19 protein-coding genes and 1 pseudogene are annotated in these 23269 nt (G+C 44.1%); 1 reads left to right on the top strand and 19 read right to left on the bottom strand.

Annotated elements, in window-relative coordinates:
- Positions 1-47: 47 nt before the first annotated feature.
- From BSHG_RS09755 to BSHG_RS09840, 19 genes and pseudogenes are all read right to left on the bottom strand, one after another.
- Positions 48-773: a hypothetical protein gene (locus BSHG_RS09755; protein ID WP_004322064.1), complete on the bottom strand. Its 726-nt coding sequence runs from the start codon at positions 771-773 to the stop codon at positions 48-50.
- The gene (locus BSHG_RS09760; protein ID WP_004310182.1) at positions 770-3301 is read right to left on the bottom strand and encodes a hypothetical protein; all 2532 of its coding nucleotides are present in this window, start codon (positions 3299-3301) and stop codon (positions 770-772) included. The genes BSHG_RS09755 and BSHG_RS09760 overlap by 4 nt, the downstream gene beginning before the upstream one ends.
- 4 nt (positions 3302-3305) lie before the next feature.
- Positions 3306-3944 (bottom strand): hypothetical protein, encoded by a 639-nt coding sequence (locus BSHG_RS09765; RefSeq protein ID WP_004322062.1) that lies wholly within the window; start codon positions 3942-3944, stop codon positions 3306-3308.
- A complete protein-coding gene (locus BSHG_RS09770; protein WP_008659494.1) occupies positions 3944-6655 on the bottom strand; it encodes a helicase HerA domain-containing protein in 2712 nt (903 codons plus the stop codon). Before BSHG_RS09770 ends, BSHG_RS09765 begins: the two co-directional genes overlap by 1 nt.
- 110 nt (positions 6656-6765) lie before the next feature.
- Positions 6766-7059: a hypothetical protein gene (locus BSHG_RS09775; protein WP_004310185.1), complete on the bottom strand. Its 294-nt coding sequence runs from the start codon at positions 7057-7059 to the stop codon at positions 6766-6768.
- A gap of 11 nt (positions 7060-7070) precedes the next feature.
- On the bottom strand, positions 7071-7448 hold the full coding sequence (locus BSHG_RS09780) for a DUF4134 domain-containing protein (RefSeq protein ID WP_004322059.1): 378 nt from the start codon (positions 7446-7448) through the stop codon (positions 7071-7073).
- Positions 7449-7508: 60 nt separating this feature from the next.
- A complete protein-coding gene (locus BSHG_RS09785; protein ID WP_004310187.1) occupies positions 7509-7832 on the bottom strand; it encodes a DUF4134 domain-containing protein in 324 nt (107 codons plus the stop codon).
- 1 nt (position 7833) lies between these two features.
- Positions 7834-8286: a hypothetical protein gene (locus tag BSHG_RS0220325; RefSeq protein ID WP_032497462.1), complete on the bottom strand. Its 453-nt coding sequence runs from the start codon at positions 8284-8286 to the stop codon at positions 7834-7836.
- A gap of 235 nt (positions 8287-8521) precedes the next feature.
- Positions 8522-9409: a toprim domain-containing protein gene (locus BSHG_RS09790; protein WP_004310189.1), complete on the bottom strand. Its 888-nt coding sequence runs from the start codon at positions 9407-9409 to the stop codon at positions 8522-8524.
- Positions 9410-9515: 106 nt separating this feature from the next.
- Positions 9516-10622, bottom strand: coding sequence for an AAA family ATPase (locus BSHG_RS09795; protein WP_005777412.1), 1107 nt, complete (start codon positions 10620-10622; stop codon positions 9516-9518).
- Positions 10600-10998: a helix-turn-helix domain-containing protein gene (locus BSHG_RS09800; RefSeq protein ID WP_004322056.1), complete on the bottom strand. Its 399-nt coding sequence runs from the start codon at positions 10996-10998 to the stop codon at positions 10600-10602. The genes BSHG_RS09795 and BSHG_RS09800 overlap by 23 nt, the downstream gene beginning before the upstream one ends.
- 176 nt (positions 10999-11174) lie before the next feature.
- On the bottom strand, positions 11175-11948 hold the full coding sequence (locus tag BSHG_RS09805) for a hypothetical protein (RefSeq protein WP_008659490.1): 774 nt from the start codon (positions 11946-11948) through the stop codon (positions 11175-11177).
- Between the two features lie 133 nt (positions 11949-12081).
- A complete protein-coding gene (locus tag BSHG_RS09810) occupies positions 12082-13212 on the bottom strand; it encodes a site-specific integrase (RefSeq protein ID WP_005777415.1) in 1131 nt (376 codons plus the stop codon).
- Positions 13213-13424: 212 nt separating this feature from the next.
- Positions 13425-13952, bottom strand: a pseudogene (locus tag BSHG_RS09815) (alpha-mannosidase); the annotation flags it as partial.
- Positions 13953-13974: 22 nt separating this feature from the next.
- Positions 13975-15606, bottom strand: a complete 1632-nt coding sequence (locus BSHG_RS09820; protein ID WP_008659487.1) for a RagB/SusD family nutrient uptake outer membrane protein — start codon at positions 15604-15606, stop codon at positions 13975-13977.
- 11 nt (positions 15607-15617) lie between these two features.
- A complete protein-coding gene (locus BSHG_RS09825) occupies positions 15618-18764 on the bottom strand; it encodes a SusC/RagA family TonB-linked outer membrane protein (protein WP_008659485.1) in 3147 nt (1048 codons plus the stop codon).
- Positions 18765-18912: 148 nt separating this feature from the next.
- Positions 18913-19770 (bottom strand): ROK family protein, encoded by an 858-nt coding sequence (locus tag BSHG_RS09830; RefSeq protein WP_005794957.1) that lies wholly within the window; start codon positions 19768-19770, stop codon positions 18913-18915.
- 164 nt (positions 19771-19934) lie between these two features.
- Positions 19935-20972 (bottom strand): phosphatidylinositol-specific phospholipase C, encoded by a 1038-nt coding sequence (locus BSHG_RS09835; RefSeq protein WP_005794959.1) that lies wholly within the window; start codon positions 20970-20972, stop codon positions 19935-19937.
- A gap of 220 nt (positions 20973-21192) precedes the next feature.
- Entirely contained in the window at positions 21193-22062 is an 870-nt protein-coding gene (locus BSHG_RS09840) for a CPBP family intramembrane glutamic endopeptidase (protein WP_008659480.1), read from the bottom strand.
- A 104-nt stretch (positions 22063-22166) separates the two neighbouring features.
- Here BSHG_RS09840 and BSHG_RS09845 point away from each other — a divergent pair, with 104 nt between their 5' ends.
- Entirely contained in the window at positions 22167-23213 is a 1047-nt protein-coding gene (locus tag BSHG_RS09845; protein WP_005794961.1) for a leucine-rich repeat protein, read from the top strand.
- Positions 23214-23269: the final 56 nt, after the last annotated feature.

Here is a 23269-nt window from a genome sequence, read left to right as displayed (position 1 = left end):
GTCATAATCTAACTTGTGGCATTATTTACCTCCTTCCTCTTTTACCGTCAATAATCCAGTCGCCCCGCATTGCGCCATCGTCCGAAAGCACCGTCAATAATTTCCCGTTTGGTACGTTCCCGGTAAATCTTCGATTTCCAGTAGCCGATACGTACCTGTATGTATCTCCATGTCTCGATGTATGCCCGGTTCAAGTGTTGCTCAATGCTGTCCAGCGACTTGTTCACGGACTCCAGTACCATAAGCAGGTCGCTGGTCGAGCAGGCCGCTGCGCCCGTGGCATACAGTACGAGGTCGCTCACCGACTTATAGAGGTGTTCGCCCTCGTTGGCGATGTCCCGTATTGCTTTTTCATTGATAGTCAGTATCAGTGCGTCTGACGGCTCGATGTTCCCATGTTTCAGGATTTTCTCATGGAAAGCCTCCAGCATGGTCTTATAGTCACCGATACGGTCACTTACCGAGCTGTAGGTATCCTTCACGTTCAGCACCGTCCGCAGGGATTGGTACATCACGTCGATGACATCAAAGGCACGGGTATAGCGGTCAAGGTCGATATTTACTTCCTTGTATTTGCCCGTCTCCTCACGGCTGTACTCATGCAGCAGTTGGTTGCTGTATTCCAGCGTGCTTCGGGCCAGCAACAGGCTGCGTTGTTTTTTGTGGTCATTTATGTACGCTTCCACCGACACGATATCGAATGTCCATTGGCCCTTGGCGACATCGGGTAGTAGCGCAAGCAACGTAATGGCTATCAGTATAGTGCGTTTCATGGCCGTACCTCCTTTCTGCCACTTCGGGATGTCCGTGCGTTTTCTACCCAGCGGTCATGGCACTCTTCCACGAGTGTCAGCCTACGACCCTCGTCCGTATCGAGTCCCGGTAGCACATCCTTCAGTACGTCGATGATGTTCCGCTTGTAGTGCATCATCTTCTCCAAGGATACGAGGTCGGCGTATATTTTCGTGATACGTGAATCCACTTCTCGTGCGATTTCGAGGCGGTCACTTGACCAAAGCAGGTGGTACACGTCGCTGTTCGGTACTTCTTCCATAGGTTCTGTACGGGCATACTCGGTAGTGATTTTACAGTTGGGATATTCCCGTGCGATTTCCGATATGCGATTATTCACGATTTTAGTCTTTTCCTCGTTCGGCAGGTTCGGATCGAGTGTCAGTACATCGGCAACGTGCGTGTCTGTGTATGCCGAAGTCAATTCCCAACTGATTTGGATAATGGCACGGTGAATCTTGATACCCAGAAAGTATTTCGGCTTCCGTGCGATAGAAATAGTCGCACGGAACGTAATGATACCATTGATGTTCGGCATCGTCGCCTTACGGACGAACGTATAGCCGCTCCATGTACCTCCGTCCTGCCAAGTGAGGCTATAGGCTGTCTTGCAATCCTGCATGATAGCCGGTAGGCGGTAGTAATCATCTGTCGGCACATCGTTCTCTGCTTCCGCTTCCTGCTTCGCATCTGCGTACTCCTTCTGTTTTTGTTGCCACTCGGCAAGTTCGCTTTTCAGTTCCTCGATACGTGTCCGGTTGGAGTTATATTGTTGCCGATAAGCTGCTGCGTCTTCCACGCTCGCCTCGGCAATTTTTTTCAGAAGGTCGGCGTTTTCCTTTTCCAAGGCACTAATCTGAGATTGAAGAACGGCGACTTGATTGTCCGCTTCCCGTATCAGTGCGTCCAGTTCTGAAAGATCCAGTTCGTTCTCCGTTACCGAGGTCTGCATGACGCACTCTTTGGAATGGGCGTCCAGTGAGCCGCCACACTTGCGACACTTGTATTGTGTCGAGCCTTGTCCCAGCGTCGCCCCGTCTGAACAGGTTACACTGATGGTCACGCTTTCGCATCCCTGCAATTTTGCAGCGTCCGTCGCCTGATAATAGTTCCGTGCATCGGATGCTATGTAATAGACATAGCCTTCCTCGTTGTCATTGAACTCCGAGAGGCGGGCATTGAGTTGCGCTTTGAACGTATTCAAATCCATCGAATAGGAGTCGAAGACATCCTCATAGACCACCTCCGTCCGATTCCAACTCTGTGTCACGTGTATCTCGTAGGCGTATGCCTTCTTTGTCTGTTTGTTACCCTTACTGATGATATAGGCCTGTTGTCGGGTATTGATAGTATAGGTGTAGCCATCGTTGCTATTGTTGAGCTGTTGTACTCGACTTCTTGACCATCCGGCATACCGTTCTGAATTGGCGAGGGCCTGCTCCCGTTGCGAAGCGTTCGGATAAAATCCCGGATCACTCGTGTTAAAGCGTGTCCATGCACCCCCGTTCAATATGCTGTTGTCGTCTGTCGGTGGGTAGTAGTCGCATAGAGAAATGCTTCCTTGATCACGCCGTGCGATATACCACCGTTGCGTGTAATAGTTCCCGACAGCATTGTCCATATAGTCGGTCATCCACGATGTGAGGTCGTAATTGCTGAAATTGAACAATGCGGCCACGCTATCCTGACCGCCCACCATGTCGATTAGCAGACTGCCGATGTCATGTTCCGCCTGCTCGAAGAGAGTACTGTAGTGTTCATACAGGTTGCCGATTTCATTGACTTTGCCACCCAACAGGTCATGGAACGCACTACTTTGCAGTAGAGCGTCACCGAGGTTCTCCATACCTGATGTTGCCAGCCCTACGCCCATGTTATAAAGGTTGTCAATGTCGCCCTTTAAGTTCTCAATCGTGAAATTGCCCGGCACTTTGGTAAAGTTGTCCAACATCCGTTGCCAATCGGTACCGCCCAGTTCTGCGAGGTTCAGCAAGGTGGCAATGTCGCGGTCAATTTCCAGAAAAGCGATGTCCGAGAACGACAGCGTGCTGTTTGTCACCACACTTTCGAACTGCATACACAGGCTCTTCGTATCGTCGCACACTTTCATCAGGTAGCTGCCCCAGTGGATTGCTGTTTGTGGTGAGCGCAGCATCAGCTTCGCCACCACCCATATTTTCGGCATGATTTTTTCTGCCACCATGTGGTAAATTCGACGATAGTAGTAATTTTCCGTGCTGCTGCACCAGATGCCAAGGTCGGACAGAGCCTTGTGTTCCAAAAATTTGGAAGAAAATATCCCTGCTGCCGCCACTTCTGCCGCCGTATAGTGTTTCAGAATATCATCCACCTGCTCGCGGTAGTAGCTTTCGGCTACTGCCTCCGTGCCGAATGCTGCGGCCATGGCCGCCACGGTACGAGCGTCATAGTTCACGCTGTAATATTGTGCGTGAACATGCTGTGTCAGGGCAGGCAATAGGATAACCCAAAAGATAAACAGCCGTTTCATCGTTTCAGACCTCTTTTATGTATTCCGGTTCCTTGTGATTGAAATACCACCGTTCAGATTCGATACAATTCTCCGTGACAAGTCGGCAGAACATATCATGTATGATGGTAGTATCCTTGATGGCCCTTTTGATCCGGGCTTCTTGGGAGCCGAACCATCTCAAAAAGAAAGGCTGGTTTAGATAAGTTTCGCGCACGGTCTGATAACGTAGCCATCCCAAGTCACTTAGTCTTTTTTCACTCATCGGACTACTGTTCAGTTCCCTGAATAGTTCTTCTCGAAACCTGTTTTCATCGAAGACAGGTTTGCTGTTACATAGCCTGTCGCACATATCGTAAAACTCCTTTTCTTTGGGGTTTTCTTCATAATACCGGTTCAAATACGCTTCCAGTTCTACATCGGACATACCCAACCGAAGGGAATACTCTGCCAACAACCGTTCGATGGCGGCTACTTTGTCCGGTGTCATGTCATCCATGCGGAGCAGGTTCTCCTTGGACAGCATACAAAACTCCCGGAGGGACAAAACAGTGAGTTCCGGATTGCTGACAGAGATTTGTTCGCGCGTCAAGCTGCTTTCAAACCCCATCATATTTATCCCGTAGCCCAGTGACAGGGTGATTAAAATCCTTTTCGTTTTCATTATGATGTTATTTTAGTGGTTAAGTTCAGTACACATCCCGCTTCATTAACTTTCTGCGCAAACGGCAATGCCTTGCCGATACCGCTGGTATTCCAGTCGCGGCAATATGCCTCGATAGCCTCTTGGTGGCTGCATTGTAACTCGCGCTTGTAAAGCTTCAGAGCCTCTTTCTCCGCTCGTTCGGTCGTGTAAGTCATGTAGCACTCGCGCGGTTCTTCCACGCCATAAACACCGCTGGTCGTGCCCCGACGGATAAACACCTCGCGGAAGAAGCTGCGTCCTTCCTTGTTTTCAAGGCGGTTAATGGTGAAAATTTTCTTACAGTCCACGTCCGTTAGGCCAAGAATCGTCTTGATGGTGTCGAAACGTTCCTTGAATTTGCTCTGGTCAAGCAGCATCACCACATCCGAGTTATTGATGATGGCCTCTTTCACGATTTCGCTGCCGATGATGTCTTGTATTTCCTGTGTCACCACGCCCACACTGGCCCAGAATTTACGCGCTGTTTTGTACATAAATTTAATGTACTCCGCCATCAGCGGGCTGGCGATGGCTTTCCATGCTTCCTCGATGACAAGGACTTTGCGGTTCTTCTTGATGCGCATTTTTTGCAAGAAAACATCCATGATAATCAGCGTGACCAAAGGAAAAAGCAGCGGGTCATCTTTTATGCTGTCGATTTCGAAGACCACGAACGTCTCGTCGAACAGCGAGCTGTCCATGTTCTCGTTCAGCGTTTTTTCGTGGTTGCCGCCCAAATAGAAGTCCTTCATCATATAGCGGTATGTCGAGAGGTCGATGCCCGTGATACGGTTCTCCTCACAGATATCTGGGATGCGCTGCACGGAATATTCATAGAAAGAGTTGAATGACAGTTCCTCCACTTTCAGTTCCTTGCGTCGGCCCTCTATCTCGTCAATGATACCCTCGATGCGGACCGCGCGTTCCCGTTCGCTTTCGTGCCGCTTCTCACTGCTGTTGCGGTCATCAATAACGAGGCTCTTACGCAAGTCCTCACGCTGTTGGGGTGTGAAGCCCTCGAAACCATTGAAGTAGGCGTCGTAATATTCCGTGATGACGTGCTCTATCAGACGGTCTTCCGTCTTTGTGACCGTTCCCTGCGTACCTTTCCAGATAAGCAAGACGAGGTTTTTCAAGAATCCCGTTTTTTCTACGTTCATCTCTTCCCGATTGATGCGGAACGGATTCATCGTGATGGGCCGTTCCTCGGTATAGCTGATATACTTGCCGCCGAAATACTCGCATAGCCCCTCGTATGAGTTACCCGTATCGACCATTACCACGTCCGTCCCCTGTTCATGCAACTGGCGCACGACGGAGTTCATGTGGAAACTCTTTCCGCTGCCCGAAGGCCCCAGGCAGAAAAAATTCGAGTTGTCGGTCAGCTTGTTCTTTCCCTCTTTTCCCGTGATGTCGATAGCTACCGGAACACCTTGACGGTCAGTATAATAAATTTTTATCGGCGTTTCCTCACTATGCTGCACCCGTTCCTTGTACATCAGGCATACCGCAGCGTCGGAGAGGGTCAGAAAACGGTCATATTCCTCGTTCAGGCTGTAACAGTTGCCCGGAAATGAACTGACGAACAGTTCCAGTTGGTTGTATGCACGCTTACTGATATGTATGCCCATGCGCCCAAAAGCGTTTTCCAAGTGATTCGTGCATTTTTGAAGGTCGGTGTCGGCAGGCACGCCCACCACCATGTTGAAGTGCGTGTACACGAGCAGTTTGCTTTCACGGGCTATTACGTCCTGTACCTGCTTGATGTCCTCTACGGCCATTTGGTTACTCGGATTGGGGATGCTTGCGTGCCGGTTCTTCTTTTTGTCGAGTAATGCCAGTTCACGCTTCTGACTGGGCAGGAAAATAATTTGGTTGTACACCACCGTTTCTGCGTTCGGAATATTATCCACCACCGAGACAAGATCCACTGGCATCTCGGTATTATTCACCTCGATATTGGTATAGGGACGTATCAGCGAGGGGAGTGCGGCGCAGTCCACGTCCACGAGGCTGTACACCTTACAGCGTTTATCACCCATAGATACCGTTTCGTCGTCAGACTTGACATTCGTCATCGAGACCGTACGGTCTTTGAAGTTCATCGCAAAGTAACGGTCCACATATTCGCTTGCCTCGGCTTTGTTCAGGAATTTCACTTGTACACCGCTGTCGCGTAGTAGGTCTCGAACCTTATAAATCTTCACGAGGAAATCGCGCCATTTCTTGCTATCGTAAGAGAAAAGACGGCTCTTCTTGGCTTCCTGTGTGATAGCCAGATAGCAAAGGCTGTCCGTGTACGGACGCCCATTAAAATAACGGAAGTACGATGCCGAAAGAAATTCTTGATTATGCTCCGGCTCCTTCGCGAACTGTTTTCTCACGAAGATGTCCTGTTTGTGTAAGGCATATCCTTCGCCCAGTGTTTGCGCAAGGGCAGAGAATAGATGCGTGAAATCGTAATAGCTGTCAATGTCCGCCGAATACTTCTGTACCGGATTTTCGATTTTTAAGACGGCGGAATATTCACCCGTCTTGGTGTACAGCACACCCACACCATCTGTATCTTCCACAGAGAAATAGATATTCTGAAAGATGTGCTTGCGCTTGCCGCCCGTACCGAACGTATAGACTGACAAGGCCATACCCGTACATAGGGCGATGAAAAATAAAATGATATATAGGGTCATTCCGATATGCGTTCATTAAATAGGGGCAGGTCTGCCTCGGCTGGAGGCGAACCCGCCCGCGTTCAACAATCAATCAGCCACACACATTGCCGTGATGGTTTTTCTTATAGTCATACTTTGTGCGAATAGGCATACACATACACTCCACGTTTTACATTTTTGCTGTGCAGCCCTTTTCGCTGTTTGAGGATGATAAGCACGATTCCCGCAGATAAGACAGTTGCCAATACGACCAGTCCGGCCACAAAGCCCATAAGACAGTAGGCGGCGATAAAGCCCACAATGGCTCCACCAGCCACGCCTGCCGCCCAATAGATGTAGCGACCTTGTAATCCCATCAGCTCCAAAGGCCGTTGTAACCCCTTGAACAGCGGATAATCCGGATAACGTCCGTCATTAATCATTTCTTGACTGTTTATGCGTTAATTCCGAAGAACAGAGGTAATGCTTGGGCTGCCGCAATCAAGAAAAGGCACGCCCCAACTACCATCATAATCTTCTTCTTGACATCCTGTTCCTCGTTGTTCATGGCGATATACACCGAAATGGCTCCGATGATGGCCACGACACCAGCAATGGCATAGCAGAGTTTGACCATGACAGGAACGTATTTCACAATTTCCTCCGCTACGGTTGATAGAGCTGTCGTACCGGCCGAGTAATCGCCTGCCGTACTTTGAGCCATAGCAGGTATGCCTCCCAACAGGGCAATGATTAACATTCTTACTTTGGTGGAAACTTGCATGATAGTTTTCTTTGCCTTTCGGCACATTCTTTTAAATTTCTGAAACATATTTATTACATTTTTGTGGTACTCTTGTTTTTGAATTTATTTTACACTTCTATCAGCCACCTATATGCGGTAGCCGAAGAAAGCAGGGAACACGATTGAAGCTCCAATGATGAAGAGGCACGCACCGACAAGTGATACGATAGACTTCACCACGCCGTCCTCGCCTGTGTTCATTTTGATATAGATCTGGAGCGCGGCAACGACTACGAAAACCGAGGCGACAGCGTAGCAGATGTACAGCACGTACAGCATCATCGTCACCACGAAGTCGTGCATCGTTGCCAGTGCGTCTGCACCCCAACTGTAGTTTACGCTGCCACTTTTGGCGAATGCCGCATAAGGGACAAAGCACAATGCACATAATATTTTTTTTGCTTTCGACATTTTACAATCGGTCTTTGAGAGGTTTCCACACCAGTTCCGGACGGTTGCCCGTCTTTCCTTTGGCAAGCATCGCTTTGTACAGTTCGTCTGCCGTGTATGCGTCCGACAGGTAGGTCTCGGTTTCTTCCATCTGTTCCTCCGCTTGGGCTTTCAGGCGTTTTAGCTTCTCCGCCACGGCTATCTCGCCATTATTGTCTGCGGTTTCCGTCTCCTGTGGTGCAGGCGAAGCGGTAGGGGCAACATCTGTTTCATATTTCTCATTACCCACATTGAATCCCGTATCGCTCTCCGTCACGTACACACTCTGTTCATCTTCTGGCGCACCGAGGTCAAATACCTCTTCTTCCGGCTTGCCATTTCCTTTTTTTCCATAAAGGTCCTGCACGATGATAACTGCATAATAGACGAGATAGGCAACCGTCAGGACAATGGTGAAAATAAAATATGATTTCATATATTTTTGTATAATATGATTTTTATATTTGGTTGTGTGTGCAAAATAAGAATGGATAATTTGAAAGATAAAATTATTGATTATAAAACGTATCGTTTCAATATAATATTTTTTCAAAATCTAAAAATCATATTTCAAAATCATATTCAAATATGATTTTGGATAAGAAAACAGGAAAAGTCGGGATATAAAAAAAAACCCTCCGTGATGAAGGAGGGCTTAGGGAGCGGTTTTTTCATTGTTTCTTCCCACGTAAGTAGTCGTTCAGGTCTTTGTAACCGGCATAACAGTTTGATTCGTTATAGACGCATCTGCCATACATCCCGGCTATGGTTTCCACTGTCTTTTGTCCGGCAAGGTCATTGTCAAGGTAACAGTGAATATACGTGTATTTTTGCAAATACGTCAATGTCCTTTTCAGATTACTGACCGAGTTCATAACAAGGTAGTCACAGGGGGCATTAATGCAAATGGCACTATCGTCCGTCTGTTTTAGGGTTAGATAGGACAGAAAGTCCATGAATCCTTCAAATAGGCAGACACGGCTCTGTGCCTCACCACGCGATTGGGGTATCAAGGAAATGTCCTTGTTCTTGATACATCCTTTGTAATAAGGGTTTCGTACCTCGTATCCACCGGATATATTGCCAAAGGCCAGTGCAAAGTAACGTCTCTGGCGCAGTTCGTAATGGACTTCCTTGCAGAACATTCGTCCGATATCCGAATCAATCATACGTGAATGGAGATATGAGAGCAGTGCGTGGTGTCGCAGCGGCACGATAATCAAATTCTTCATGTCGGCTTCCACTGGTCGAGAGGTTGCGGGCAACGCCCGGGTTTTCGGCAGCGACACACCATTGACATACCGTTTGATGTATGCTAATGCTTCACTCACACTTTTAGTTCCGCAAAGGTACTTACCCAGTTCCACAAGGTCGCCTCCGGTGGCCTCACCAAAATCATACCATTCATTCAGCCGGTCATTGACTTTGAACGATGGCGTCACCTCTTTCCTGAGAGGCGAAAGATACCAATATTGCTCTGATTTCATATACTGCGCACGGTGGCCGAGCTGGGCCAAAAAGTCCACGATACGCACTCGTTTTGCTTCGTCTATGGTCATATTAAATTTCTTTTCACTTGTTTGTACAAAAGCGGTTTAGTTTAGTTTGCGCCCCTATATATATAAATACTAAATTAAACTGAATTATATAGGCCCGCGCCCGCTCTCATTCTTCATCGAAAAGCATGGTTTCTGCCTGTGTCATGTCATAATAAAAAAGTTTATCTCGTTTGATAACCAGTTTTAAGGTGTCAGTCAAATATTGCAGCAGTTTGACCATTACGTTTCTCCCACGCTTAAATCCGATTGCCTCGTAAGCAGTCATCATGGCTTGCAGCATATTTTCAAACCCACGGATAGGTTTGTCTCCAAACGCAGCGGAAAGGGCTTCACGGTGCTGTTCGATGCTTAGTTCCATAAAACCCGTCCGTTGTTTCGGTTTCTGATGTGGGGCATTCTCAAACAAATGCCCTTCTGCGAGAACCGGGAGCCCACCCTCATTGACAGTGAAAGCAAAAGGTTTAAACTCTTTCTCACGGATATGTAACGCATGGACCTCGCTGATGTTGGGACAATCATTGTTTTTGCTGATGACCAGTACGGTTTCCGCTTTGTTGCTCATTTCCGTACCGATATGCCCGCGTACATTGTTATCTCCTTTATTCAAGTGTAGCACACAGTGGATATGCAGGTCATACTTTGATGACCATTCCATCATCTTGTTAATGACTTCCACAGACTCACCGGTACTGTTTATATCAAGCATCAGGTCACGGATACCATCGATAATTACAAGTCCGTATCCTTTTCTTTGGCGTAAGGCGTAGTCGATGACCCCAATGCGTATGGCCGGAGAGTATTCGCGCAAGCAAATAAAGTCGAGGTTTTCACTGTCGGTTGTAGTGGGCAGTCCGGCAAGCCGCAAGATGCGTTCCAGTACATTATGACAATGGAAGCGGCTCTGCTCCGTGTCCACGTACAGAATCTTGCGTTTACCTTCCGGGAGGTGCGCCCGGTAGTTCAGCACTTGTTTCCCTGCCAGCGATGCAGCGACAATGGCCGAAACGTTAAATGTTTTTTTTGATTTCGCCTTGCCGGTTGATGCGCTGAAGTTGCCGAGCGTAGCAATGGTCGAGTTGTCTATCCAGATAATCTGTGGCGGCGTTTCATAGGTATCCGTCGCCCGAATCTGCGAGGCGGAGAGGATATCCGATAAGAAATCCTCCTCCGGCCTCATATCCACATTATATTCAGTTCTTCTTTCGTTTTCCATGGCGTCTTTGATTAAAGAAAGGTTGTGTGGCAGCGGCCTCGTTTGCCATACGTGCTGCTTCATCTACGGTTGGTTCATAATTCTGCAAAAGCCATTCGTCCAGATCTTCTTTGGCGAAATATATCATTTTGCCACGTGGCTTGTAGTGCGGAATCTCCTTGCCTGATGTTAGCTTGTACAGCATACTCTCGGATATTCCGATATACATACAAGCCTCTTGGAAGGTAAACACCTGTTTGGTGGTATATATATTTTTTTCCAGCAATGCGATGCGTTCCAACAGACTTTCTATCGGATCTAATTTCTTTAGGATGGCTTCGACGCTTGTAAGCCGTTCACTCAGCCGTTCCATGAATGTCAATCTATTATTTTGCATAAATGAGTTATTATAAATTTAGACAATGAAGTATATCCTCCGTTATGTAGCGCGCTAACGGAGGTCAAAGATAGGGCAACCCAAAAGGTCAGCGTGAGTTTGTACCGTGATAGTAACCACGTATCACGGCAACTGTCACGCTTTTACCTTTCACATACTTCGCTTATTGGCACTTCTTACCACTCTCTCAGTTCATCAATGGCTCGTCTGATACCGTAACCTGTTGATGTCATGTTGTTACGCAAGGCAGACAGAGCGGATGAAAGGCTTGAAGCTGAAACGAATCCTTTTCCATCCTTGGTTTGCAAGAACCGCCCACTACTAAGAACGGACTGCCATTTGGCTTGGATAAACGAGTGCTCAAGGAGTGTATCAAACAGGATGGCCACATGGCGGATATTGTTTACACGAATACAGAATCCTTCTTTACAGGAAAGCAGGGCTTCCATATCTTCAACGTGTAGGGTAGAAACGCAAAACAGATGATAAGCATTGGCACAAGCTGTAATACCTATCATCTGTTTACGAGTGAGATTGCATCCAAAAGAAAGAGGATAAATTCTTGTCGGTCCATCTTTGCAGCACGTGACGGACTGTGATGGTGGCACAAACGTATCATACGTTCGTTTCAGTTCCATACACTTCTCGAACGAGAAGTCTGCTTCGGTAAAAAATGCTCGGATAAGATGGGAGCAATCGTTTAATAGCCCCTTGACGATATGAATGTTCATTTCATGGCAGTTCCGGCAGACCGCATGGTCACAGTCGATATACCGGTGGCTGTTTACGAAATCCTCCACGTAACGGTAGTACTGCTTATTGCCCGTCACGACATCACGGAGATACATTGTTTTTGCTTCAACGAGCAATGCGAATAATTCTTTCGTTACATCCTGTTCTGCAACAAAATGGTGCAGATGTTTTTTCCCTCCAAAAAGAGAGAGGGCCATTGTTAGGTCTTTTCATGATGAAATATTTTAAATTGGATTTATATGATATATTATAAGAGTGTTGCTCCCGAAAGAGAATCCTGTCGGAACAACACCCTTATAAGTGGTTACATATCTGATGTTCATTGCATTGTCAATCGAATAAACCGTTGGTCAGATTTACTGCATCGTCTTTTTTCTTATTGACGATTTTGGCATACACTTGGGTCATCTTTACAGATGTATGACCGAGCAATTTAGATACAGTGTACAAATCGGCCCCCAATGTCAGCATCATTGTGGCGAACGTGTGGCGGGCGGTATGAAAGGTGAATCGCTTGGAAATTCCGGCTGCTTTGGCCCATGGTTTGATAAGCTGGTTGATACCAGAAGGCAAATCGAACACATGGTCGTCTGCTGTCTTGTCCCCACGTTCCGGCATCCACTTCAACGCTTCATTGGAGAGCGGAAGGTAAATCGGTTCTTTCGTCTTCTGCATGGCTACTGCCAAGCGGTATTGGCCGTTGTCAATAAACACATCTTTCCATTGCAATCCGATAATGTCACTGATACGTAGTCCACAGAAGCAGGAGAACAAGTAGGCACTTTTTACCCCTTCGTTCTGCATTGGTGTAGCGATTAATGATCTCACTTCTTCAATAGTCATATACGAACGCACACTTTCCGGCATCTTGGGCTTCTCCGATTTTTCCATTTCGTTGAATGGATTCTTTAAGATCCGTTTCGCACGGACAGCGGCATTTAACGCACCGTTGAAAATCTGGTAATAGGTATTACGCGTAGAAGCCGAGATGGGTTTTCCTTTGGGACGGTAGTTTGTCAGCATATAGTCGATATAGCCGTGGCAAAAAGTGAGGTCAATCTGATTTAATGTGAATCTTTCTCCTGCATACTCTTTCAAGATACCGGTAACAGATTTTATCTGGCCTATGTTTTTCTTACCACGTTTCTTCTGTTCCTCTTTATAGAGTTGCATCCAGTCCAGCAGATAAACCTTATCCTTGTGATTCATGATACCGGCTTCACCACTTGTCAACTCTATGATACGCTTCGATTTGATTGCATTTGCGGCAGCCATTGTCGTTTCGTTCTGTTGGCGGGCATTACGATCCGTTTCCGGAATAAGATACATTTTCAGATACTCGTATGTCCGCTTACCATTTCGGTATATATCCAGATACAAACTCTTGCTGCCATTGGCCAACTCCTTCGTCCGAAGACGAATCGGCTCCTTTACTTTTATTGGCTTTCTGGTCCTTGGCATATTTGTGTCCTTTTATTCGTTATTTCCTATCACAAAGGTACAAATAAAAACGAAATGAAGAAACAAACAAGAAACAAAAATGTACCTAAAAAGAGCAAAGCAACTGAAAACGTAGAAAACAACTGAAAATAAAAACTCGTATATAAATTATTGATATATAGATGATTTATCTATATTTATTTGGAACTTGTTTTCATTTTATATATGTCTTTATGATTATTGTAAAGTAAATGAGCCAAATCGACAATAATAGTAACGGGTTTTCCGGAAGGGAATGTATAACGGTGCATGCCGGTATGAGTTGTTGCGGTCAATTCCGCTTTTATCCCTTCATCTTTCAATATCACCGAATAATACCCCGCCGACGCCCTTTCATCTTTATGTGAGAAATTAGCCGGTCGGCAAATGCTTTCGGCGGTCAGATCCGGTTTTAGAGTTGTAGGACGAAACAAAATGTCACCCAAATCAATACATCCGGTTCCGCTTAGATGTGTATGCGAAAAGCCTTTTAGAGTTGTATCATCATAGTGATATCCCGCACAGGCATCCCAATTTCCCGCACGGGTATCAGGACTCAATTGTACCGCACCGAAAGGAACAGTTGCCCCCGGATACGTATGACCGTGAAAACCTGTACCAATAAAGGGATCTACATAGTCAACAGGAGAATATTTACCGGATGTACAAGAGCTACAAACAAAAAACGCAATAGCTGCATATATAAAAGTATTCTGTTTCATCAAGTTAGATGTTTCAAATTAGCTAATAACCGTCATTTTGTATCAACTTACCGTTTGATTTAGTAATTTGTTCAGCCGGATAAGGAAATACCATCATATAATCTTGATAAGGAGTCTTATTCAGATAGTCGGCATATGGCTCTATTGTAAAAGTTGACTCCGGATTAGAACGGTCCGCATACTTACGGATACGAGGATGGGCATTCAATTCTTTTGCAGCCAATTCTTTGATTACAACATTTGACGAGCGATGCCAACGTTTCAAATCAAACAGATGGTCAGTATATTCAAAAGCCAACTCACAACGTCGTTCATGATATAAATCCGCCATAGTAGGCATATCTATTAACTCTTTCAAATTAGAGCGTCTGCGGATACGATTCAAATCTTCTTTCGCTTTACCAGGTTGATCTGTCATTAAATAGGCTTCGGCACGGAACAGCAGCATTTCCGCAAAACGAATCAATGGGAAATTTACACGAGCAGTGGGCCAGTTGCCATTTGTGTTAACGTATCCTTTAGTATCGGCATCCTTATGTTTGAACGGGTCCATATATTTATTAATCTGGAAACCTACATCCAAGTTTGTATCAGTATAGAATTTACGTTTCTCACCAAAAAATTCGAACTCTTGATTATATTCCAAAATAGAACGCACCAGACGATCATTACCAGCACCGTCTTTTGCCATTTCTTCATAAATATCGTAAGAAGGCTTTATGTGGCCCCAGCCATTATACACACCCCAAGCTTTATCTTCCAAAATCACTCCGGGGAATTCAACACCGCCGCCTGTAGAGCCACCATTGGAAGGAATAGACCAAATATATTCCTTATTCCAAAAATCCGTAAACTCCGAAGAGAACACTTCGGCAAAAGTATCAGCCAAACCACGTCCATAATCAGTTTCCAGAGAATTAACCATAGCAATTACATTGTTCCATTGAGTTTCATCCCATGTAGCCCAATAGGCATATACCTTAGCTTTATAGGCTACAGCGGCAGCTTTGTGAGCACGTCCCTTATCAGCATCTGAATATTCTTCGAATTTCGGCAAATAAGAAATGGCATTATCCATATCCTCTATAATAAACTTATAATTGTCTATTACAGAAGCCTGCTGTGGAGGTATGGAATTATCATAATCGCCCTCAAAATCTTCATAGCGCACAAAAGGTACACCTTGGGCTTTCGTTCCATAACGGTAAGCAATCCAAAAATGAGCCATGCCACGCATAAAGAAAGCTTCACCCAAACTCCGATGTTCTACATCGCTTAATCCACCTTTTTTTTCTTTGGCAAGCAACTGCTTGATAATCCAGTTGGAACGAGCCATATTCTGATAGAATAAATCAAATCCACCACTGATAGGACTTTCATCACCGTTATAGTTAAAGGTGGCCAATGAGTTGAAGCCACGTGATTTAGCCCATACTATATCACAAGCAGCACCTTGTTCCCAAAACAACTCACGTCCAAAGCCTTTTTCCTGATGAATAGGAGCATAAAGTCCGTCAATGGCATCAATCGCTTGTTCATCATTCAAAAAATAGGATGTAGTGGTAGGATTACCTTCCGGCTGCACATTTAAAAAGCCAGAGCAAGAGCAAAAGGTTAGTGCCGATAACGCCAATAATGGTATATATTTTTTCATAACTGTTTTTATTAATAAGTTAGTTTAACACCAAAAGAAAATACTCTGGATACAGGATACTTCATAGCATCCCATCCTCCGCACTCCGGATCCATACCGGAATAATCAGTAATCGTAAAAAGGTTCTCACCACTGAAATAAACAGACATACGACTGTTACGTTCCCTTAGATGTGACCATTTTTGAAGAACATCGGTCAAATCATAAGATAAAGTCAAATTCTTAAGACGCAAGTAAGAAGCACTTTCCAGATACCAGTCAGAAGCCGTAGAGAAATTGGAGTTCGGGTCATTCATCGAAAGTCTGGGAATATTAGAAGATGTATTAGTAGGACTCCACGCATTCAAAATATCTTTTACGCGGTTGAAATTACCATCCGCATCACTCAGAATTACAGATTTAGCAGCGTAAAATGCCTGAGCACCCCCTACTCCCTGGAACATAGCACTAAAAGAGAATTTCTTGTAAGTAGCGCCAAATGAAAATGAATACGTTGTTTTTGGAGTAGCGCTTCCACAATATTGGCGGTCCTTATCGTCAATCTTACCATCGTTATTATAGTCAATAAACTTCAAATCACCAGCTACGGCATTCGGTTGGATACGTTTTCCATTCTTATCCACATAAGCGGCCGCTTCCGCATCACTTTGAAAGATACCGTCAGTCTTAATCAGATAGTAAGAGTTCAAAGGCTCTCCCTCGGCAGTCTGGCGAGTATAAGGTATGTTACGGAATTTAGAATCACTATCTGTCCATACGCCGGGGCTACCATCAGCATTCTTTACGCCAATATCCGAAACCCAATTCTTCAGATATGAAAAATTACCCGACACGAAGTAGGAAAAATCCTTATTAACGCGATCGTTCCAGTTAGCCTGTATTTCAATACCACGATTACGAATCTCACCTTGATTAATCAACAACGGGTCCAATCCGATAGAACTTGGCCAATTCATTGTTTGCTTCTGAATCAAGTTAAAGGTACGTTTATCAAAGTAATCAAACGACAATGCCAAACGTTTTTTGAACAGCTCAACATCTAAACCTAAATCCCACTGTTCAGAAGTCTCCCATGTCAAGTTCCTATTCATTGCACTGGAATTATATACAAAATTATTCCAGGTTGCATTATTTATCACACCATATTGAGCTTGTTCTTGCCAGTATGATGTTCCCAATAAGAGTGACTTGTAATTATAGTCAATAGAACCCAAATTACCTACACGCCCCCAAGAAGCGCGCAACTTCAACATACCTATGAAATCACTCTTTTTAAAGAACCTTTCATTAGAAATCTTCCAAGCTAAGGTAGCTGCGGGGAAATCACCAAAGTTATTCTCTTTCGGTAAACGACCGGCATAGTCACGCCGCCAAGATGCCGTCACAAAATAACGATCATCATAAGAGTAAGCGAGACGAGCTACTAATGAAACGTTGGCATCAGGCCCTGTCAAATAATCTGTAGCAGAAGTAGTTCCTGCATATGCCAGATACTGCAGATACGGACTTTCATCAGCAAAATTCTTACCATTTACTTTCAGTCCGCGTACATTATAATGGTCGGCTGTAGTAGAGAATAAGGCACCAACTGTATGGTTTCCGAAACTATTATCATAAGTTAGAGTATTCTCCGTTTTCCAAGCATCTGTACGGTAGTTGGTTACATCCAGGCTATTTGAATTATTAGGTTTACCCGGTTCATCTTGAATGGGACGGAAGTTCTTATAATTATTGGTTTTCAGATTATAAGTAAAACGGCTGGTAAACTTCAAGCCCTGTATTATATTGGCTATCTGCAAACTGGTAGTGCTCCACACATCGCTGGTTCTATTAAAACGGTTTTCAGCTCTCAGTAAACGTACCGGATTGACCGCATCACCATGAGCACCGGCGAAATTGCTTCCATATTTAGCTATGTATTCAGGATCCTCCGTAGTAGTACCTCCCCAAGTACCATCCAACGGATTATAGACAGTAGCACTTGCCGGCATATAAATTGCAGATAAAACAGGACCTGTATAAGCGTCGTTTGTATCTTTTGAACGATTCTCAGTATTCTTCCATACCAAATCCTCACTAATAGATACCCACTTATTCAAATCAAACTTGCCATTATAACGAATTGCATAATTCTTATTATAAGTATTAATCAATACACCTTCATCGTTATCAAATGAAAAAGATAAGCGACTGGAATAGTTGTCGGTACCTACATTTAAAGCAATATTATGACGCTGATAGAAAGCTGTACGAAAAATCTCATCCATCCAGTCTGTACGGGTAGTACCGATCCATGGATTCTTTTCTATATTCCAACCGTCAGGTAAAGTCACATTCGCGTTGGCATAAGAGCGTTTACGCATCTCCAACTCTTCCTCGGCATTTAACGGTTCCGGCAAATTTGTAGCCTGGCGAATGCCGTAAGTACCTTCATAGCTAAGAGTAGGAATACCCGCTTTAGCTTTTTTGGTAGTAACCAGGATAACGCCGCCCGCACCTGATTGCGCACCATAAATAGCAGCAGACGCGGCATCTTTCAATACGACAATAGATTCAATATCACTCATTGAAGCAATAGGAGCACCCGGAACGCCGTCAACTACCCAAAGTACGTTGTCACCATTTTGAGAACCTTGTCCACGAATAACAATAGAAGGAGTGGATGTAGGATCACCGCCATTAGATTGTACCGTAACACCCGCTAACTGACCTTGCAATAAACTTTCCGTAGAGCTAACCGGACGCACCGTCAAGTCATCCGTGTTACTCAATACACCCACAGCCGCTGACAAGTCTTGTTTCCGGGCATTCGCGCCATATCCCAAAACAACCACCTCGTCCAGAAGTCCGGTATCTTCTTTCAAAGTTACCATCAAATCTTTTCCCGTTACCGGGATTTCCTGACTCATAAAACCGACAAAACTGATAATCAAGATATCATTTTTGGCAGCCGACAATGCAAACTTACCATCTATGTCTGTAATAACTCCATTAGAAGTTCCTTTCACGAGAACATTGGCACCGATCACAGGTTCCCCCATCAGATCTTTTACTATTCCCCTCACAGAGATCTGCTGTGCGTAAGCACCTGCCGAAAGAAACAGTCCTACTAATAAAGTCAGAATAGTTTGATAGATTCTAAGATTTACTTGTTTCATGCATTCAAAATTTAAAGTTTATAATATAAAAAATTATAATTCTGTTGCAAAGGTCTCAAAACAGAATTACGCAGGTATTGCAAAGCGGTTATTTTTCTTACATTCTTATATAGAAGTAAATATAATAAGTCTATAACTTATGATATTTTTAATTGTTTATAATAGATATTGGTAAATATTGTTTCTCAAACAAAGCGGAAGCTCCTAATAAGCTAGCATCCTTCAAATATGAAGTAATTATTTTCACATTGTCCAATAGTATTTTATAAGGGAAATCTTGCATAGCGTCCTTCATAGTATCCTTAAAAAAGTGAAAAGCCGATACTATACTTCCGCCCAAAATAATAGCTTGAGGAGCATAAGAAAAGAGAATTACTTTCATCAAATTACCCAGATGCGTCCCAAATTCCCTCCAGATTTCCAGCGCAGCCCCATCTCCCCGTTCTGCTTTTTCGGCTACCACTACACCTGTCGTGTCATGTCGCTTAAAGAAAGAACTACTGCAATAATGTTCAAAATCAGAATCCAGATAAGGAAGCGAGCCTATTTCACCGGCCCCCATATATTGACCACAATACAACCGATGATTAATGATAACACCCGCACCTATACCTGTCCCAATAGTAACTCCCACCATATGGGCATAAGGCTTCCCCTCGCCGAACATACTTTCGCCTAAAGTGAAACAATTAGAGTCATTGTTAATAGCAACCGGCACCATAAATCGCTTTTCCAATATATCTTTCAAATGTATTTTTTTCCAAGAAGATATATTCGCCACATTATACACGATACCTTTTTCCACATCTACAATTGAAGGGACACCGATACCAATACCATCCACCTGGACGTTCATCATACCCGTAATAAGTTGAAAAAGCTGATCAAGTACCGCTGAAGCATCTTGTTGCGCAAGACAAGGTACAGACATCTTGTTCAAACAGATACCATTCTCCACTTGGGCAATTCGAACATTTGTTCCTCCTAAATCAATTGACAGTTTCATAGCATATCCATTTAAAGGTTTTTAATATATACAAACTACAAATAGCAATTTTCTATCATGTTACTATTCGCGCATTTTAATCTTCATTTTACGCAAATATGCATAGTAACTAATAAAAGAAAACTTATTATCTGATTCTAACTGATAATGTCAGGAGAATAGCATCAATAGATATTACCTCCAATGAGATATTCCACTAATTTTTGTCCTCCCGAACTTTCTATAAAATCAATGAATACAATGCCACAATTTCGTTTACGGTTCTCCTTCAGATAATCCGCCACTGGTTTATTAACCTTATTCGCGAAAACCAGCGGTATTCCCGAATGCAGTCCGGTAGCACTCACAAAAGAGATCCCCCACCGGCGTGAAAAAGTTTGTTCTTCACATATTCTATCAAAATTACGAATACAAGCCGCAATCTTTTTACCCGCTTCTTTGCCCGAGTTGTATTGGTATTCATCCTGAAGAAAAACAGTAGCTTCTTTACCATCTTTATTACGAAGGGTCAACAGGCAAGTAGTATTATCATCCCAACCGATGCAGGCGGCTCCCGGGTAATTATCCATCGCATGATCTCTATGCAAAAAAAGTATCTTACCACGGCAACTTTTCAATGTCAGTTCCGGATGGAAATCCGCAATAAAATAACGCTGATATGCAGGCGTATTCAAAGACGCAGATAATAAAGAGGCATAATCCTTTATCTCCCCTCCCTCTTTTTTCAGTGACACAATTAAAGTCTCAGAAGGATGCGCTTGCAAGAAACTGATGAAAGCCAACAATACATCTTCTTCCCAATATATATCCTGAAAAGCATGACTATGGAATACTCCTAATTTACCATTCTTCTCCTTCAAACGGATGTCAAATGCCCGAATCCCTTTCTGTAACTGAGCGGGAATATCCGCAGTTTGCGTCTTCAGCATACATCCTCCCTTGGTAGAACCACTATCATGCGTGCCGGGAATAGATATCTTACAGACAGGAAGCGTATCTTGAAGTACCTTCATCCACTCAACTTTTTCTACACCGGAAACAAGATTTGCAGATTTATGTCCTGTCTGCATTACAAGTCTATTGCCATAGCTCATATTGGCACCGGCAGTTTTAATATTATTATCTCCAGAAAAAGCAGGAAAGAACAATGCCGATATAATCAAGGCCAATACATAAAAGGATTGCAAATACTTCCGTCCCATAGTAGATTATTCTAAAAGTTTGATATGGCAAAAATAAAGGATTCAAATTCCTTTTTTATCCTTAATTACGCATTTAGTTCTTCATTTTGCGCAAATATGCAATAACTCTTTCAAAATATCATTTGCCGATGCCAATCCGTACAAGACAGAGAGCTGAAATTTAACAATTGTCATTTCGTATTTCCAAATGCGGAAAAAGAAAAGTATCCAAGCAATAACCTTAATACCTCCGCATCCCCTGTGATGAATGTTCGAACCACCAGATAATGAATAGTGTAAAGAGTGTTGCCAATACGGTACAAACCAACGAACCTTCAAAACCAAATGCCCCTCCATTAATCAGATTATTTGCAGGCAGGCGAAGTGAAAACAAGGTTTCACAGAAACGATTGCCACTGACTTCATAGCCAAGTACGGGCCCTTGAATCCAGTTCCAAAAGAAATGAAGCGAAATAGGAAACCAGAGATTACGGGTGTAAAGATAGGAAGCTCCCAGTAACAACCCTCCCAACACCAGATTGAGCATGGGTAAAAAAGCCACATTGGGATTCATCAGATGAAGCAACGCAAACAAAAGGGAAGAGATGAGAAGAGAAATGAATTTATTGAGACGCGTACGCAACAAACGCCCCAGAACATATCCGCGCATCATAGTTTCTTCGACAATGGCAACCATGGCGAAAAACAACCCGCTTAAGAGCAAATCGCTCCAATGCAAATGGACACCGACAACCTCAATCTGCCCGGTCAGCAGGCAAACACCAAAACCAATGGCATAAATGAGCACTGCCATCAGGAAACCGTAGAGAATATCTTTGCCACGCCCTTTCAGGCTGAATCCTAAATCGGAGAAGGGACGGCGATCCAGAAATCGCATCATCAGAAAGGTTACAATAAATACGCTCAACAACATAATCCCCTCTCCAATAAAGAAATAACCCATTCCGTACCCTCTTACTACAGAAAAAAGATTCAGAACGGAATGGAATAGGGACATGACGATAAAGAAGCTTACCAAAAAGATAATAATACTTGCAAATGCCGGAATCCCTTTCGGAGAAAAGAATGATTCGTGATCCTGTTGTTCCATTTTGTTAATTTATTGGTTGAAGGACAAAAATAACTATATTTTTCTAAAACTCTGGACGAGATAAAGTATGATTCGCTATATTTGTCTAAACATTTATCATAAATATGAAAATAAAACATCTGTTTATAGGAATAGCCCTTACTGCCAATCTATTTGCAGCTACGGCACAAGAAGTTAAGAAAACGTATTTCGTCAGCAAACCGGGAACATTGATTTCGATGATGACGGAAGAGGAAGCGAACCAGGTCACCCACCTGACCCTGACCGGAAAGATCAATGCAGTGGACTTCAGACATCTGCGCGATGAATTTAAAAACTTACAAGTGCTCGACATAGCTAATGCGAGCATCAGCATGTACTCGGGTAAAGAAGGTACCTATCCGGATAAGTTCTATATTTATATGCCGAACTTTGTTCCGGCATACGCTTTCTGTAAGATGGAAAACGGCACTGCCAAAGGAAAATCAACTCTGAAAAAGATCATTCTTTCGGAAAAGATCAAAAACATTGAAGATGCGGCTTTTATGGGCTGCGAAAATCTGAATATATGCCAGATTAAAAAGAAAACTCCTCCTAACCTACTGCCGGAAGCATTGGCAGACAGCATCACTGCTATCTTTGTACCACTGGGAGCAAGTGATGAATACCGGCTGAAAAACCGTTGGGATAACTTTGCATTCATCGAAGGCGAACCACTGGAAGCTAAAATAGAGGTAGGAGCACTAAGCACGCTGGAAAATGAAATTCAGAAAGCAGGACTACAGCCGAAAGAAATCAACTTCCTGACCATCGAAGGCAAGCTGGATGCAGCCGACTTCAAGCTGATACGGGATTATATGCCGAATCTGGTAGCTGTAGACATTGAAAAAACCAATGCAACGGCCATCCCCGACTTTACTTTCTCACAAAAAAAATATCTGCTCCGCATCCGTCTGCCACATGGACTAAAAAGCATCGGACAACGGGCTTTCAGCAATTGCGGCCGTCTCTGTGGAACGGTAGAACTACCGGAAAGCATTACTGCTATCGAATATGGAGCTTTCATGGGATGCGACAGGTTGCGGTACGTAGTTGCTCATGGAGACAAAATCACAACGATAGGAGATAACCTTTTTGGAGAAGGAAAAAATAAGTTGATTTATAAACGATAAAAACAAGAGCTGTCAGAACTCACCACAGAGCACACAGAGTAGTAACACAGAGTGAA

The organism is Bacteroides sp. 3_2_5, assembly GCF_000159855.2.
Taxonomy (GTDB): domain Bacteria; phylum Bacteroidota; class Bacteroidia; order Bacteroidales; family Bacteroidaceae; genus Bacteroides; species Bacteroides fragilis.
This window is presented reverse-complemented; position numbering and strand designations above follow the sequence as displayed.

Coding starts and splice junctions, on each gene's coding strand:
- BSHG_RS09770 (WP_008659494.1), bottom strand. CDS start 6,655: ATGACCCTATATATCATTTTATTTTTCATCGCCCTATGTACGGGTATG.
- BSHG_RS0220325 (WP_032497462.1), bottom strand. CDS start 8,286: ATGAAATCATATTTTATTTTCACCATTGTCCTGACGGTTGCCTATCTC.
- BSHG_RS09780 (WP_004322059.1), bottom strand. CDS start 7,448: ATGTTTCAGAAATTTAAAAGAATGTGCCGAAAGGCAAAGAAAACTATC.
- BSHG_RS09845 (WP_005794961.1), top strand. CDS start 22,167: ATGAAAATAAAACATCTGTTTATAGGAATAGCCCTTACTGCCAATCTA.
- BSHG_RS09835 (WP_005794959.1), bottom strand. CDS start 20,972: ATGGGACGGAAGTATTTGCAATCCTTTTATGTATTGGCCTTGATTATA.
- BSHG_RS09755 (WP_004322064.1), bottom strand. CDS start 773: ATGAAACGCACTATACTGATAGCCATTACGTTGCTTGCGCTACTACCC.
- BSHG_RS09785 (WP_004310187.1), bottom strand. CDS start 7,832: ATGTCGAAAGCAAAAAAAATATTATGTGCATTGTGCTTTGTCCCTTAT.
- BSHG_RS09790 (WP_004310189.1), bottom strand. CDS start 9,409: ATGACCATAGACGAAGCAAAACGAGTGCGTATCGTGGACTTTTTGGCC.
- BSHG_RS09810 (WP_005777415.1), bottom strand. CDS start 13,212: ATGCCAAGGACCAGAAAGCCAATAAAAGTAAAGGAGCCGATTCGTCTT.
- BSHG_RS09800 (WP_004322056.1), bottom strand. CDS start 10,998: ATGCAAAATAATAGATTGACATTCATGGAACGGCTGAGTGAACGGCTT.
- BSHG_RS09830 (WP_005794957.1), bottom strand. CDS start 19,770: ATGAAACTGTCAATTGATTTAGGAGGAACAAATGTTCGAATTGCCCAA.
- BSHG_RS09760 (WP_004310182.1), bottom strand. CDS start 3,301: ATGAAACGGCTGTTTATCTTTTGGGTTATCCTATTGCCTGCCCTGACA.
- BSHG_RS09825 (WP_008659485.1), bottom strand. CDS start 18,764: ATGAAACAAGTAAATCTTAGAATCTATCAAACTATTCTGACTTTATTA.
- BSHG_RS09775 (WP_004310185.1), bottom strand. CDS start 7,059: ATGATTAATGACGGACGTTATCCGGATTATCCGCTGTTCAAGGGGTTA.
- BSHG_RS09805 (WP_008659490.1), bottom strand. CDS start 11,948: ATGGCCCTCTCTCTTTTTGGAGGGAAAAAACATCTGCACCATTTTGTT.
- BSHG_RS09840 (WP_008659480.1), bottom strand. CDS start 22,062: ATGGAACAACAGGATCACGAATCATTCTTTTCTCCGAAAGGGATTCCG.
- BSHG_RS09795 (WP_005777412.1), bottom strand. CDS start 10,622: ATGGAAAACGAAAGAAGAACTGAATATAATGTGGATATGAGGCCGGAG.
- BSHG_RS09765 (WP_004322062.1), bottom strand. CDS start 3,944: ATGAAAACGAAAAGGATTTTAATCACCCTGTCACTGGGCTACGGGATA.
- BSHG_RS09820 (WP_008659487.1), bottom strand. CDS start 15,606: ATGAAAAAATATATACCATTATTGGCGTTATCGGCACTAACCTTTTGC.